Source organism: Nitrospirillum viridazoti CBAmc, assembly GCF_000730165.1.
Lineage (GTDB): Bacteria > Pseudomonadota > Alphaproteobacteria > Azospirillales > Azospirillaceae > Nitrospirillum > Nitrospirillum viridazoti.
The window spans coordinates 2,854,012-2,868,188 of sequence record NZ_CP022110.1 but is presented as its reverse complement, the minus strand read 5'-3'; the positions used below and the strand labels follow the sequence as shown (position 1 = coordinate 2,868,188).

Below are 14,177 nucleotides of genomic sequence, written 5' to 3'. Positions count from 1 at the left end.
CCCGGCGCCTGAGGGCAATGCGAACAGCTTGACGGCAGCATGCCGTCAAGCGGCTTAGGCCACGACCGTGGCCGCCGCAGCATTCCGGGGAACGCAGTGGACTGGAATGCGAGGAAGCCAAGCGGCCGGATGGCCGCGCCCGGCGCCTGAGGGCAATGCGAATAGCTTGACGGGATTCGGGTCGCTGATTCACCTTCAAGTGTGCCAGCATTGCTGGCATTGCCTGAGAGGACCCCGATGCCCACTGCCCTGACCGTCCGTGGCCTGGATGAGGACCTGGTGCGCCGCCTGAAGCTGCGTGCCGCCCGTCACGGCCGTTCCATGGAAGCCGAGTGCCGCGACATTCTGCGCCAGGCGCTGGCCAACGAGCCGCAGGACTTCCGCGCCCTCGCCTCCTCGCTGCGCCAGTCCCTGGCCGACCGCGCCCACCGCCCTGCCGGCGATGTCATGGCCGCCACGCGGGCCGAGACCTGGGCCGCCCTGCCGGAGGCCATGCCGTCGGGCACGCCGGGCGAGGGAGAGGGCGCATGAGCCTGCAATTCGTCACCGACGCCTCGGTCGCCCTGCAATGGGTGGTGCCGGAGGCGACCAGCCCCGTGGCCGACCGCCTGTTGGGCCACCGCCTGCTGGCGCCCGACGTGCTGATGGGCGACTTGGCCCAGGTGCTGGGCGCCAAGGTGGCCCTGGGCGACCTGACGGCGGTGGAGGCGGCCACTGCCGCCATGGCCCTGCAAGGAGCGGAGGTGGAACTGATGCCGTCACGCCCCTTGCTGGCCGATGCCGTGCGCCTGGCGGCGCAGCTGTCCCACCCGGCCCAGGATTGCCTGTACCTGGCCCTGGCCCAGGGCCTGCAACTGGTCTACGTCACCGCCAACCCGGCCCTGGTCCGATCCGTGCGCGGCCCCCTGGGTGGCCGTTTGGCGGGGCGTGTCGTGCTGGTGCACGAGGTGGAGCGGTTCTTGAGGTAATTCCCTCAGGCGGCGGGCGCGGTCGCGGCCTAGTGAGGCTACCGCCTCACCAACAAATGCACACATAAAGATGTCTTTATGCTTGCTGGTGAAGCGATGCGCTGGTACACCCTGGCGCAGTCATCCTGCCGGGGCCGTCCAGGCTTGCCTTCGTGCGCCGGCGGGGCACCAAAGGAGCATCGCCCCCATGACCGCCTTCACCGATTACAAAGTCCAGGACATCGGCCTCGCCGGCTGGGGTCGCAAGGAAATCACCATCGCCGAGACCGAGATGCCGGGCCTGATGGCCCTGCGCACGGAATATGCGGGCAAGAAGCCGCTGGAAGGCGCCCGCATCGTCGGCTGCCTGCACATGACCATCCAGACCGCCGTGCTGATCGAGACGCTGGTGGACCTGGGCGCCACCGTGCGCTGGTCCTCGTGCAACATCTTCTCGACCCAGGACCACGCCGCCGCCGCCATCGCCGCCGCCAACATCCCGGTCTTCGCCTGGAAGGGCGAGACGGAGGAGGAGTTCTGGTGGTGCATCGAGCAGACGCTGCGCGGCCCGGATGGCTGGACCCCGAACATGATCCTGGACGACGGCGGCGACGTCACCCAGATCCTGCACGACAAGTATCCCGAGATGCTGGCCCACATCCGCGGCCTGTCGGAAGAGACCACCACGGGCGTGCATCGCCTGTACGAGATGATGAAGAAGGGCACGCTGAAGGTCCCGGCCATCAACGTGAACGACAGCGTCACCAAGTCCAAGTTCGACAATCTGTACGGCTGCCGCGAGAGCTTGGTGGACGGCATCAAGCGCGCCACCGACGTCATGATGGCCGGCAAGGTGGCCGTGGTCTGCGGCTACGGCGATGTGGGCAAGGGGTCCGCCGCCTCGCTGCGCAGCCAGGGCGCCCGCGTCATGGTGACCGAGATCGACCCCATCAATGCCCTGCAGGCCGCCATGGAAGGCTACCAGGTCGTGACGATGGAACAGGCCGCCCCTCTGGGCGACATCTTCGTCACCGCCACCGGCAACGTCGACGTCATCACGCTGGACCATATGCGTGAGATGAAGGACCGGGCCATCGTCTGCAACATCGGCCACTTCGACAGCGAAATCCAGATCGACGCCCTGCGCAACTACGTGTGGGAAGAGGTGAAGCCGCAGGTGGACGAGGTGGTGTTCCCCGACGGCAAGCGTCTGATCGTCCTGGCCAAGGGCCGCCTGGTGAACCTGGGCTGCGCCACCGGCCACCCCAGCTTCGTCATGTCCGCCAGCTTCACCAACCAGGTGCTGGCCCAGATCGAGCTGTGGAACAACGCCGACAAGTACGAGAACAAGGTCTATGTGCTGCCCAAGCACCTGGACGAGAAGGTGGCCCGGCTGCACCTGGCCAAGATCGGTGCCAACCTGACGACCCTGACGGACAAGCAGGCGGAGTACATCGCCGTCAGCCCGCAGGGCCCGTTCAAGCCGGACCACTATCGTTACTAAGGGTCCGCCCTGTGCCTGCTGGCGCAGCGCTTCCAGGAAAGGCCGGGCCCCAGCGCCCGGCCTTTTTCTTGGGTGCGGCAGGCATGGGCCCGGCATGGGAACGCCCTGGGCGGGAGCTTTATTCGGTAGCGCAACGGTTTGCCGCGAAAACGTAGCCTTCCGTTGGCTTGGCACCCACCCCGTCATTAACTAAGATTCGCGCGTCATGCCGAAGAATGCCACCACCCTGCCTCTAGCGCTGACTGTCGCCGCCCTGGCCGCGCCCGGGATCCCGTGCCTGCGCCTGGGATTTCCCGACCTGCCACTGCCCCTGGTGCTGGCGGGGTCGGCCGTCGGCCTGGTGGCGGTGGGCGTCTGCCTGACGCGTCTGACCCGCCAGCGCACCCAGGTCGAGGCCCAGGCGGTGCGGGCCGATGCCCTGCTGGCTGGTTGCCCCGATGAATGGGTGGCCTGGCAGGCCGGCCGCGTCATCGGGGCCAGCGCCAGCGCCGGCGCCTGGCTGGGCATCCCCGACCCGCAGCCCGGCAGCCGCCCGGACGAAATCGCGCAGGCCTTCACCGCCCCGGATGACGAGGCCCTGCGCCAGGCGTTGCGGGCATTGGACACCGGGGGCACCCCCTTCACCCGCCAACTGGCCTGCCATCAGGGCCGCCGCAGCCTGCTGGCCATCGGCCGCCGGGTGGTGCCGCCCGTGACCCCCGGCGATGGGGGCGACCCGCCGGCAGCGGTCAGCGTGCTGTGGCTGCGCGACGTCACCGCGGCCACGGCGGACGCCAAGGCTCAGGACCGGCGCCGCCAGGTGGCGGAGGAGGGCTTGGCTCAGTTCCGCGCTGCCCTGGACCTGCTGCCCTTCCCCCTGTGGATGCGGCGGGCCGATGGGGCGCTGGTCTGGTGCAACCAGGCCTACGGCACGGCGGTCGGCATGCCGCCGGAGGAGGTGGTGGCGCAGGGCGTGGAACTGGTCACCGGTCCCGGCGCCGGGCAGTTGCTGGCCGCCCGCGCCCTGTCGGGCCGGGAGCCGGCCTCGGAAAGCCGCCATGTCATCGTCGCCGGCCAGCGCCAGTTGCTGCGCCTGACGGAAACGCCGCTGGGGATACCGCTGGAGGGGGGCGCCGCCCTGCTGGGCCATGCGCTGGACACCACCCGCGAGCAGGAACTGTCGTCGGAGTTGGAGCGCCACATCGCCGCCCATGCCGACGTGCTGGAGCACTTGGGTTCCGCCATCGCCATCTACGGCGCGGACAGCAAGCTGAAGTTCCACAACCGCTCTTACGCCCGGCTGTGGGGCCTGGACGAGAGCTGGCTGGAGACCGAGCCCAGCTATGGCGAGGTGCTGGAGGATTTGCGCAGCCGCCGGCGCCTGCAGGAGGAAGTGGACTTCCCCCGGTGGAAGCGCGCCCAGCTGGCCCTGTTCACCAACCTGACGGAACCGCGTGAGGACTTGGTCCATCTTCCGGACGGCACCACCCTGCGCACCATCGCCGTCCCCCACCCCTTCGGCGGCCTGATGTTCGTGCTGGAGGATGTGACCAACGCGCTGGCCCTGGAATCCTCTTACAACACCCTGATGGCCGTGCAGCAGGAGACGCTGGACAATTTGGCGGAAGGGGTGGCCGTGTTCGGCGGCGACGGCCGGCTGAAGCTGTGGAACCCCTCCTTCGCCCGCATCTGGCGGCTGAAGGGACCGGACCTGAACGGCGAGCCGCACATCACCCAGGTGATCGACAAGCTGCAGCCCCTGCTGGACCACGACGGCGACTGGCCGGCCCGCCGGCGCACGATGATCGCCGACCTCCTGGAACGGTCCAGCTACGCCGGCCGGCTGGAGCGCACCGACCGTTCCATCGTCGACGTGTCCAACGTGCCGCTGCCCGATGGCGCCGTGCTGATCAGCGTGCTGGACATCACCGACAGCGTGCGGGTGGAAGAGGCCCTGCGCGCCAGCAATGAGGCGCTGGCGACCGCCGACCGCCTCAAGTCCGAATTCATCGCCAACGTGTCCTACCAGCTGCGCACGCCGCTGAACGCCATCATGGGCTTCGCCGAAATCCTCAATAACCAGTATTTCGGCGCGCTCAACGAACGCCAGGCGGACTACACCAAGGGCGTGCTGGAGGCCAGCCGCCGCCTGCTGGCCCTGATCAACGACATCCTGGATCTCGCCACCATCGAGGCCGGCTTCATGACCCTGGACCGCTCCCCCGTGGATGTCGGGCAGCTGCTGGAGGCGGTGTCGGGCCTGACTCTGGATTGGGCGCGCAAGCAGGACGTGACCCTGCTGGTGCAGGTGCCACCCGACATCGGCAACCTAGACGCCGATGAGCGCCGTCTGAAGCAGGCGCTGTACAACCTGGTCAGCAACGCTGTGAAGTTCACGCCGCCGGGCGGCCAGGTCACCCTGTCGGCCAAGCGCCAGATGGGGGAGGGGGGGCCGGAGATGGTGCTGTCGGTCAGCGACACCGGCATCGGCATTCCCGCCGCCGACCGCCAGCGCGTGTTCAACAAGTTCGAGCGCGGCGAGGTGCAGAACCATCCCGCCGGCGCCGGCCTGGGCCTGTCCCTGGTGAAAAGCTTCGTCGAACTGCACGGCGGCCATGTGGAGATCAGCGACAGCGACCAGGGCACGCTGATCCAGTGTCACCTGCCATTACGGCAGAATGCCGTAATGGCAGTTTAGAGTGATGTTCCTCAAGCGCCGGCAGGCCCATCCGGGCCTTTGGCTATCCTCGGTTTTCAGTCCGCTGCCGCTCCCCAAAAACCTGCGGCGGACGCGGTCGCGTCCTAGAGCCTGGCCCTTCTGGGCCAGGCTTGCGGTGCTTTAAGACGCGATTTTCTGGAATTACGCGCTGGTGTCCACCTTGCCGGGGTTGGCACCGGCCTTGGCGACGCAGACCATGGCTTCGCGCAGCAGGCGGCCCTGGATGGTGTAGCCGGGCTGCAGGATGGTGACGACGGTGCCGGCGGGCTTGTCCGTGCCGTCGACCTCGGCCACCACTTGGTGGAAGTTGGGGTCGAAGGGCTGGCCCATGGGCTCCAGCTTCACGATGCCGGCGCGGTCGAAGGCGGCGATCAGCTGGCGCTCCGTCGCCTCGACGCCGGTCAGCAGGGTGTTGACCTGCTCACTGCCGGCGCGGGTCTCGGCCGGGACGGCCTCGATGGCGCGGCGCAGGTTGTCGGCCACGGCCAGCAGTTCCTTGGCGAAGCCGGACACGGCGTACTTGGCGGTGTCCTCACGCTCCTTCTGGGCGCGGCGGCGGGTGTTCTCCGCCTCGGCCATGCTGCGCAGCAGCTGGTCCTTCAGGGACGCGACCTCGGCTTCCAGCGTGGCGACGGCGTCCGAGGATGCCGGCGCTTGCTGCTGCGGGGCGGCGTCGGTTTCGGGGGCGGTGGTCGTCTCGTTGCTATCGGTCATCTTAGCGGCAGTCTCTAAAAGGGTGCGGAACAACGGCGGCTCGACACCGCCGGAACGGGCAGAAGATAGGCATACCGCGCCCGCCGCGCCAGAGGCGATGCGGGGATCCGGCCAGGAATAAAGCGCGGGTGGGCCGAATTGTTCGGCCGGTGGTCGACCGGTCTACCCAATCATCCGGCTGATGACCTTGGCGGTGTAGTCCACCATGGGGATGATGCGGGCATAGTTGATGCGCGTGGGCCCGATGACGCCGATGGCGCCCACGATCTGGTCCTTGCCGTTGGTGTAGGGCGAGACGATCAGGGAACAGCCGGCATGGCTGAACAGGTTGTTCTCCGCCCCGATGAAGATCTGCACCCCCTCCGCTTGGCCGGTGGCCTCCAGCAGGCGCATCATGGCGTCGCGGGTCTCCAGCGCCTCGAACAGGCTGCGGATGCGCTCCAGGTCCGACAGGGCGCTGACGTCGTCCAGCAGCTTGGCCTGGCCGCGCACGATCAGCACGCCGCTGCTGCGGCTGCCGGCCCAGGTGGCCATGCCGGTGTCCACCACCCGGCGGGTCAGTTCGTCCAGCTGGGTGCGCTGCTCCTCCGCCTCGGCCTGCAGCCGGGTGCGGGCCTCGGCCAGGGTGCGGCCCACCACCCGGGCATTCAAATAGTTGCTGGCCATCTGCAGGACGGAAGAGGGGATGCCCATGGGCACCTCCACCACCCGGTTCTCCACCAGGCCGTCTTCCGTCACCAGCACCACCAGGGCGCGGCCGGGCTGCAGGTTCACGAACTCGATATGTTTCAGCGGCCGGTCGGTCTTGGGCGCCATGACCAGCCCGGCGCAGGACGACAGGCCCGACAGCATGGTCGTCGCCTCCTCCAGCGCCTCGGGCAGGGACCGGCCGGAGGCGGCGCACTGGGCGTCGATGCTCTCCCGCTCGTCATCCGACAGGTCGCCCACCTCCAGCAGGCCGTTGACGAACAGGCGCAGGCCCACGTCCGTCGGCACCCGCCCGGCGGAGGTGTGCGGCGCCTTCAGCAGGCCCAGTTCCTCCAGGTCTGCCATGACGTTGCGGATGGTGGCCGGCGACAGCGCGATACCCAGGCGGCGCGACAGGGTGCGGCTGCCTACAGGCTCCCCCGTTTCGACATAGGCTTCCACGATCTGGCGGAAGATGTCGCGGGAACGCTGGTTCAGCTCGGTGATCATGCCTGGGGGCGGGGCCTGATGGATGGGGAAGAATGCCCTTAAATCTAATGATGGACGGCGGTGTTATCAATCATCGCCGGGGCCGCCCGCCACATCCGGGGTGGACAGGGCGATGGTTCCGTCGCTAGGTAGGGCCTCGAAAACACCCTATGACAGCTACGGGACCGCCCCGCCATGACCCGCCCCTCCGGCCGCGCCGCCGACCAGCTCCGCGCCGTCTCGCTTGAGACCGGCTTCGCCAAGTACGCCGAAGGCTCCTGCCTCGTGCGTTTCGGCGACACCCACGTGCTGTGCACGGCCAGTGTCGAGGAAAAGGTGCCGCCCTTCCTGCGCGGCCAGGGCCTGGGCTGGGTGACGGCGGAATACGGCATGCTGCCCCGCGCCACCCACAGCCGCACCGACCGTGAGGCCGCCAAGGGCAAGCAGTCCGGCCGCACCCAGGAAATCCAGCGCCTGATCGGCCGCGCGCTGCGCGCCGTCACCGACCGCAAGGCCATGGGCGAAATCCAGGTGAAGATCGATTGCGACGTGCTGCAGGCCGATGGCGGCACCCGCACCGCCGCCATCACCGGCAGCTACGTCGCCCTGCACCAGGCCTTCACCCACCTGATGCGCATCGGCGTACTGAAGCAGATCCCCCTGATCGACAGCGTGGCCGCCATCTCCTGCGGCATCTACAACGGCCAGGCCGTGCTGGACCTGGACTATGCCGAGGACAGCAACGCCCAGGCCGATGCCAACTTCGTCTTGACCGGCGCCGGCGGCATCGTGGAAATCCAGGGCACGGCCGAGGAACGCCCCTTTGACGAGGCGCAGTTCAACGAGCTGCTGCGCCTGGCCCGCCACGGCATCGGCCAGCTGACCGCCCTGCAGAAGACGGCCCTGGGCCTCTGACCGCAGCAAACCCAGATGAGTTCCCTAGGGGCTTGGCATCACAGCCAAGCCCCTAGGCCCCGACCGGGGCCGCCGGAGTTTTCCGGGGAGCGTAGTGGACTGGAAAACGAGGATAAGCCAAGGGGCGGATGCCCCGCCGGCGTCTGAGGCGAGCACATGACAAACCGCAAATTCACCGGCGACACCCTGATCATCGCCACCCACAATAAGGGCAAGGTGAAGGAGATCGCGGCCCTGCTGGGTGACCACGTCGCCCACTTCCCCACGGCGGGGGAGCTGGGCCTACCGGAGCCGGAGGAAACCGGCCTGACCTTCCGCGAGAACGCGGAGCTGAAGGCCCTGGCGGCGGCCAAGGCGGCGGGCAAGCCGGCGCTGGCGGACGACAGCGGCATGGCGGTAGCGGCCCTGGACGGCGCCCCCGGCATCTACTCCGCCCGCTGGGCTGGGCCGGAGAAGGACTTCGCCGCCGCCATGGCCCGGGTGGAGCGGGAGCTGCCGCCCGGCGCACCGCGCGACGCCAGCTTTATCTGCGCGCTGACCATCGCCTGGCCGGACGGCCATGTGGAAACGGTGCAGGGCGAGGTGCATGGCCAGCTGGTCAACCCGCCGCGCGGTGACCGGGGCTTCGGCTACGATCCCATCTTCGTCCAGGACGGCTACACCGTGACCTATGGCGAGATGGAACCGCACGAGAAGCATGCCATCAGCCACCGGGCCCAGGCCTTCCGCCAGTTGGTGGAGCGATGCTTCCGCTGACCGACACGGTACCGGGCGGCTTCGGCCTCTACGTGCACTGGCCGTTCTGCGCCAGCAAATGCCCTTATTGCGACTTCAACAGCCATGTCCGCGAGGGCGTGGACCAGGCCCGCTGGCGTGCCGCGATGCTGCGGGAGATGGACCATTTCGCCGCCCGCGTGCCAGTGGGGCGCCGCCTCAGCAGCGTCTTCTTCGGCGGCGGCACCCCCTCGCTCATGCCGCCGGAAACGGTGGCGGCCATCCTGGAACGGGCCAACCACCATTGGGGCATCACTGATGGCGTCGAGGTGACGCTGGAGGCCAACCCCACCTCGTCAGAGGCGGCGCGCTTCGCCGGGTTCCGCGCCGCTGGCGTCAACCGCCTGTCCATGGGCATCCAGGCCCTGAACGATGCCGACCTCAAGGTGCTGGGCCGCAAGCATTCGGCTGGCGAGGCGATGGCCGTAATCGCCATGGCCAAGGGTATCTTCGATCGTTTCAGTTTCGATCTGATCTATGCGCGCCCAGGCCAGACCGTGGCGGCGTGGCAGGATGAGCTGTCCCAGGCGCTGGACATGGCGGTGGGCCACCTATCGCTCTATCAGTTGACCATCGAGGAAGGCACCCAATTCCACACCCTGCACCAGCGCGGCGACCTGGTGGTGCCGGATGAGGATCTGGCGGGCGATTTGTATGAGGCGACGCAGGTTCTGCTGAACCAGGCGGGCATGCCGGCCTATGAGGTGTCCAATCACGCCCGCCCCGGCCAGGAAAGCCGCCACAACCTGGTCTATTGGCGCTATGGCGACTATGTCGGCATCGGCCCCGGCGCCCACGGCCGCCTGACGCTGAAGGGTGAGAAGACCGCCACCCGCACCCACCGCGCCCCGGAAATCTGGTTGCAGCGGGTGGAGGAGGCCGGCACCGGCGCCCATGCCGATGAGAGGGTGACGCCCGAGCAGCGCGGGCGCGAGGCCCTGATGATGGGCCTGCGCCTGGCCGAGGGCGTCAGCCTGGCCCGCCTCACGGCCGAGGCGGGTGGTGTGAGCCCGGTGGATATGGCAGCGGTGGACCGCCTGTCCCGCCACGGCCTGCTGACCCTGGACGGCGATCGCCTGACCGCCACGGCGGATGGCCGCCAGCGGCTGAACGGCGTGCTGGCGGCGCTGCTGGGGTAGGGTGCCGTCGCCCCGATTTTACCGTTTTCCTAGGCCACGTTCCTCCGAGCACGAGCAGGGGGGAATGGAAATTTCGAAGCAGGTCGCATTCGCCCTTCTGTCGGGCGTACTTTTTGCCGGCGGTTGTGCTCACCGGGACGAGTTCCCCCTCCGCAACCCGCAGACAGGTCAGGCTGTCACATGCCGCAGCGGCCCCTATCGGTTTGAGGAGGGAGCGCCTCAGCTGCGCATTGCCGACCAATGCCTGCGGGCGTGCGCTCGCTACGGTTTCCGGTCGCACACGGGCAATCCCTATGCCGACGCCATCGCGCCCGCGACGCCGGACGACGATGTCCGCCCCTTCATTCCGAAGGAATGTCTGCCTTAAGCCCCCCAGCACCGCCTCCGTCGTCGCCACGGTGGCGCACTCACCCTCCATGTTGGCCAGCGACAGGGCATGCACGTCTTCCGCCCGCCCCCTGCGTCATCCCGCGCCATCGGCTGAGCTTGAGGAAGTAGTTGGCCGGTGCCATGCTTGGCTGTGCCCGGACCCTTTGAAATCAGGCCGTCCCCCCATGCCCGCGCCGTTCCGCCTGCCTACCGCCGCTCTGCGTCGGATCCTTTGCTGTGCCCTGATCATGGGGACGGCGTTCACCCTGAAACCGGCCGTGGCTGCCGGTATTCCTTTCGTCGGTTGCCCCGCCGATGGCCAGATGGGTCCGCAGGCCGCGCCCAGGAAAGGCACTGTTCCGTCCTTGCCCCCCGCGCTGGCCGCCAAGGCGGCGGGGCGCTTGGCCTATTATGCGGCGTCGGCCGAGGCCGGCAGCATCGGCAGCTTTGCCCCTAAGGGCTGGCACTGCTTGGCCCTCTATGGCTCCAACGGTTCCCAACTGCTGGTGACGGCCAACCCCCTCGCCAGCCCCGACCTGATCAAGGCGGCCGAGCATATCCAGGGCCCGGCCTTGCAACTGGTCTGGCTGGACGGTGACACGTCGGGCCGGTTCGAGGTCGCGCAGGTCGCCGCCCGCGTGTTCCCCGTCGCCAAGGATTACGTCCAGGGCGTGATCGACGAAGGGTTGGCGGACAAGTCGGAATACACCTGGGGGCCCTATCCGACGGACACCGTCGTGCGCCACAGCCCCACTTCGGTGGATTTCGTGACGCCCGCCGGACAAAAGGGCATGGGCACGGACAGCCATCTCACCCCAGGGCCCCTGCCCATCATCGGCAGCGCTTTGCTGTTTCCGGATGACGACATGGCCTTGCGCGAGCTGGTCATGCGCCTGCCGCCGGAGATGGCGGACCTGGGGCCTGTCATCCAAGCGGCGTTCCGGCCGGAGTAGCGAAGCGCTTTCTTGGAATTATGACCATTGCCTTGATGTGTTGCTGCTGACCCTATGAAGGGGCGTTGGATCGGCCGGAGTCATCTGATGAGTACCCAGGTTTCAATGGCCCAGGCCCAGGCGGAATTCGCGGCGCTGATATCCCGTGCCGAGGCTGGGGAGGGAGATCATCATCACCCGCAACGGCAAGCCGGTGGTTCGGCTGTCGGCGTTGCCGATGGCGCCCGTGGGCTATGGTGATTTGGCCGGCCTGCGGATCGGGGACGACGTCTCCTTGTCCGATGACGTCCTGGACGACTTCCTGGCTCGCTGATGGCCAAGACGCTGGCTTAGCCAGGAAGAAGGGTAGCCAGCACCGTCTCCGTCGTCGCCACCGTCGCATACTCGCCGTCCATGTTGGCCAGCGACAGGGCGTGCACGTCCTCGGCACTCCACAACCGGCCCCGGCCGTCGCGCTTGGCGAAGGTGTAGGTCGCGTCGCTGACCACCGTGGTGGCGTAGCCCAGGTTGCCCGCCATGCGCACCGTGGCCTCCACCGAGTTGTTGGTGATGACGCCGGCCACCACCAGGGCGATGATGCCCCGCCCGCGCAGCAGGTCGTCCAGGCCGGTGCCGATGAAGGCGCTGTTGGTGCGCTTGGCCACCACGCTCTCGCCCGCCGCAGGCATAGCCTCCTCCTTGAAGGCGTGGCCGGGCGTGCCGGGACGGTAGGTGGAATTGGGCTCCACCGAATCATGCCGCACATGGATGACCGGGTGCCCGGCTGCGCGCCAGGCAGCCAGCAGCCGGGCCACATTGGCCTCGGCGTCGGGGGTGTTGCGCGGCCCTTCCGCCGCCCAGCGCGGGTCGTCGATGGCGCGTTGCAGGTCGATGAGGAGCAAGGCGGGTGGGTGGGTTTCAGGCCGCATTGGGGGCAGGTTGGGTCATATCGCCCCGGCCCTCCAGCAGGCCGGCGACGGAGATGTCTTCGTCCAGGTCATCCCAGTGCAGGCCTCGACCAGTGGCGCTGATGCGGTAACGCTGCCGCTTTTCCGGCGTCGCCCGCAGCAAGCGGGGGAACCAAGCCAGGGGCACGCCAATGGTGCGGCCGTCGGTCAGATCCACCCAAAGGGTGTGTTCATCAAAGCGCAGCGTCTTAGCGGAAATGCTCATTCCACGCCCTTTCGATCTCCTGCCGCCGGGCTTCTACGATTCGGACCAGATCGGCCTGGGCTGATCGGCTGAAGCCCACGCAATCGGCTATGCGCACCTCGGGATAAAGCCACAGTTTGGCCTCGTCACCACCCCGCTCGACATGGATATGGACCGGTTCGCGCGGGCTGCCTTCGTTGGAAAAGAAATAGAACTGAAGCCATTCCAACGAAACACAGTCGGCATGAGGCTAACTCTCCAACAGTTCGTTGGCTGCGAAGCATATCATAGGTACGTCAGCCTTCGCTGTGTTCACCGCACCACCACCCGGCGGTAGCTCAGCGCCTCCGCGATGTGGACGCGGCGCACGGCGTCGCTGCCCTCCATGTCGGCCAGGGTGCGGGCCACGCGCAGGACGCGGTGATATCCGCGGGCGGACAGGCGCAGGCGGTCGGCGGCCTCGGTCAGCAGGGCGCGGCCGGGGGCCTCGGGGGCGGCCACCTTCTCCAGCAGCTCGCCATCGGCCTCGGCATTGGTGCGAATGGTGGGGTGGCCCGGCTTCACCAGCGCGGCGTAGCGCGCCGCCTGGATGCCGCGCGCCCGGGCGACGCGGGCGGCGACGATGGCGCTGGTCTCACGCGGCGGCGGAAGGGACAGGTCGGACGCCTTCACCGCCGGCACGTCGACATGCAGGTCGATGCGGTCGAACAGCGGGCCGGAAATCTTGGATTGGTAATCGGCGGCGCATTTGGGGGCGCGGCCACAGGCCTGGGCCGGGTCGTCCAGATGGCCGCAGCGGCAGGGGTTCATGGCCGCCACCAGCTGCACCCGCGCCGGATAGGTGACATGGCCGTTGGCCCGCGCCACCGTGGCCCGCCCCGTCTCCAGCGGCTGGCGCAGGGCCTCCAGCGTGGGCCGCGCGAATTCCGGCAACTCATCCAGGAACAGCACGCCCTGGTGGGCCAAGCTGATCTCCCCCGGCTTGGCCCGGACTCCGCCGCCCACCAGGGCCGGCAGGCTGGCGCTGTGGTGCGGGTCGCGGAAGGGGCGGCGGCGCATCAGGCGCCCGCCCTCCAGCTTGCCGGCCACGGAATGGATCATGGACAGGTCCAGCGCTTCCGCCGGTTCCAGGGGCGGCAGCAATCCGGGCAGGCGGGCGGCCAGCATGGACTTGCCCGACCCCGGCGGCCCCACCATCAGCAGGTTGTGCGCGCCACTGGCCGCGACCTCCAGCGCGCGCTTGGCTGTCTCCTGCCCCTTGATGTCGGCCAGATCTGGCAGGGCGCCGGGCTCATCTTCCTCCATCTTGGGCTGGGGCCGCGACAGCACCTGGGTGCCCTTGAAGTGGTTGATCAGCTCCAGCAGGGTGCGCGGGGCCAGCACCTCCAGCTCCCCGGCCCAGGCGGCCTCCCCGCCGCAGGCCGCCGGGCAGATCAGGCCCCGGTCGGTGGCGACCGCGTGGATGGCGGCGGGCAGGGTGCCGGCCACGGCCGTCAGCGCGCCGTCCAGCGCCAATTCGCCCAGGGCGCAGAAGCCCTTGATGTCCTCATCCGGCAGGATGCCCATGACGGTCAGCAGGGCGATGGCGATGGGCAGGTCGTAGTGGCTGCCCTCCTTTTGCACGTCGGCCGGCGCCAGGTTCACGGTGATGCGCTTGGGCGGCAGGGCCAGGCCCAGGGCGTGAAGGGCGGCCCGCACCCGCTCCCGGCTTTCGGCCACCGCCTTGTCCGGCAGGCCCACCACGGTGAAGGCCACCTGCCCGCCCGACATCTGCACCTGGACGTCGATATCCAGGACGTCCACCCCCTGGAAGGCCACCGTCGAAACCCGCGCTACCACCGGCCCCATCCTATCCGC

Annotated in this window: 16 protein-coding genes; 10 read left to right on the top strand and 6 right to left on the bottom strand. The window is 68.5% G+C overall.

Annotation, left to right across the window (positions count from 1 at the left end; translation table 11 throughout):
• Positions 1-237 precede the first annotated feature (237 nt).
• From Y958_RS31410 to Y958_RS13235, 4 genes are all read left to right on the top strand, one after another.
• Positions 238-531, top strand: coding sequence for a FitA-like ribbon-helix-helix domain-containing protein (locus tag Y958_RS31410; RefSeq protein ID WP_145727596.1), 294 nt, complete (start codon positions 238-240; stop codon positions 529-531).
• Positions 528-968, top strand: a complete 441-nt coding sequence (locus Y958_RS13245; RefSeq protein ID WP_088872336.1) for a type II toxin-antitoxin system VapC family toxin — start codon at positions 528-530, stop codon at positions 966-968. The genes Y958_RS31410 and Y958_RS13245 overlap by 4 nt, the downstream gene beginning before the upstream one ends.
• Before the next feature lie 187 nt (positions 969-1,155).
• On the top strand, positions 1,156-2,451 hold the full coding sequence (gene ahcY / locus Y958_RS13240; protein ID WP_004272644.1) for an adenosylhomocysteinase: 1,296 nt from the start codon (positions 1,156-1,158) through the stop codon (positions 2,449-2,451).
• 205 nt (positions 2,452-2,656) lie between these two features.
• Positions 2,657-5,128, top strand: a complete 2,472-nt coding sequence (locus Y958_RS13235; protein ID WP_145727597.1) for a sensor histidine kinase — start codon at positions 2,657-2,659, stop codon at positions 5,126-5,128.
• A 162-nt stretch (positions 5,129-5,290) separates the two neighbouring features.
• On the opposite strand, the gene grpE is transcribed toward Y958_RS13235, so the two are convergent.
• Positions 5,291-5,863, bottom strand: coding sequence for a nucleotide exchange factor GrpE (gene grpE, locus Y958_RS13230; RefSeq protein WP_088872335.1), 573 nt, complete (start codon positions 5,861-5,863; stop codon positions 5,291-5,293).
• A 162-nt stretch (positions 5,864-6,025) separates the two neighbouring features.
• Complete coding sequence (gene hrcA, locus Y958_RS13225; RefSeq protein WP_004272342.1) at positions 6,026-7,060, bottom strand: heat-inducible transcriptional repressor HrcA; 1,035 nt, start codon at positions 7,058-7,060, stop codon at positions 6,026-6,028.
• A 174-nt stretch (positions 7,061-7,234) separates the two neighbouring features.
• Between hrcA and rph the strand changes: the two genes are divergently transcribed.
• The 6 genes from rph (at position 7,235) to Y958_RS31985 (ending at position 11,502) form a co-directional block, all read left to right on the top strand.
• Positions 7,235-7,954 (top strand): ribonuclease PH, encoded by a 720-nt coding sequence (gene rph, locus Y958_RS13220; protein WP_088872334.1) that lies wholly within the window; start codon positions 7,235-7,237, stop codon positions 7,952-7,954.
• Positions 7,955-8,110: 156 nt separating this feature from the next.
• On the top strand, positions 8,111-8,710 hold the full coding sequence (rdgB, locus tag Y958_RS13215) for an RdgB/HAM1 family non-canonical purine NTP pyrophosphatase (RefSeq protein WP_088872333.1): 600 nt from the start codon (positions 8,111-8,113) through the stop codon (positions 8,708-8,710).
• On the top strand, positions 8,698-9,867 hold the full coding sequence (hemW, locus tag Y958_RS13210) for a radical SAM family heme chaperone HemW (RefSeq protein ID WP_088872332.1): 1,170 nt from the start codon (positions 8,698-8,700) through the stop codon (positions 9,865-9,867). Before rdgB ends, hemW begins: the two co-directional genes overlap by 13 nt.
• Before the next feature lie 64 nt (positions 9,868-9,931).
• Positions 9,932-10,234 carry a hypothetical protein gene (locus tag Y958_RS13205; RefSeq protein ID WP_088872331.1) on the top strand — a complete coding sequence of 101 codons (303 nt, stop codon included), beginning with the start codon at positions 9,932-9,934 and terminating at the stop codon, positions 10,232-10,234.
• A 187-nt stretch (positions 10,235-10,421) separates the two neighbouring features.
• Positions 10,422-11,189: a hypothetical protein gene (locus Y958_RS13200; protein WP_088872330.1), complete on the top strand. Its 768-nt coding sequence runs from the start codon at positions 10,422-10,424 to the stop codon at positions 11,187-11,189.
• A 145-nt stretch (positions 11,190-11,334) separates the two neighbouring features.
• Positions 11,335-11,502 carry a hypothetical protein gene (locus tag Y958_RS31985; protein ID WP_186291192.1) on the top strand — a complete coding sequence of 56 codons (168 nt, stop codon included), beginning with the start codon at positions 11,335-11,337 and terminating at the stop codon, positions 11,500-11,502.
• A 16-nt stretch (positions 11,503-11,518) separates the two neighbouring features.
• Here Y958_RS31985 and Y958_RS13195 read toward each other — a convergent pair whose 3' ends face one another.
• The 4 genes from Y958_RS13195 to Y958_RS13180 all read right to left on the bottom strand — a co-directional run bounded on the left by Y958_RS13195 (position 11,519) and on the right by Y958_RS13180 (position 14,159).
• Complete coding sequence (locus Y958_RS13195) at positions 11,519-12,070, bottom strand: cysteine hydrolase family protein (RefSeq protein ID WP_244909300.1); 552 nt, start codon at positions 12,068-12,070, stop codon at positions 11,519-11,521.
• 16 nt (positions 12,071-12,086) lie between these two features.
• Positions 12,087-12,341, bottom strand: coding sequence for a DUF2442 domain-containing protein (locus Y958_RS13190; protein ID WP_088872328.1), 255 nt, complete (start codon positions 12,339-12,341; stop codon positions 12,087-12,089).
• Complete coding sequence (locus Y958_RS13185) at positions 12,325-12,549, bottom strand: DUF4160 domain-containing protein (protein WP_211098500.1); 225 nt, start codon at positions 12,547-12,549, stop codon at positions 12,325-12,327. Before Y958_RS13185 ends, Y958_RS13190 begins: the two co-directional genes overlap by 17 nt.
• Before the next feature lie 83 nt (positions 12,550-12,632).
• On the bottom strand, positions 12,633-14,159 hold the full coding sequence (locus tag Y958_RS13180) for a YifB family Mg chelatase-like AAA ATPase (RefSeq protein WP_088872657.1): 1,527 nt from the start codon (positions 14,157-14,159) through the stop codon (positions 12,633-12,635).
• Between the last annotated feature and the right edge of the window lie 18 nt (positions 14,160-14,177).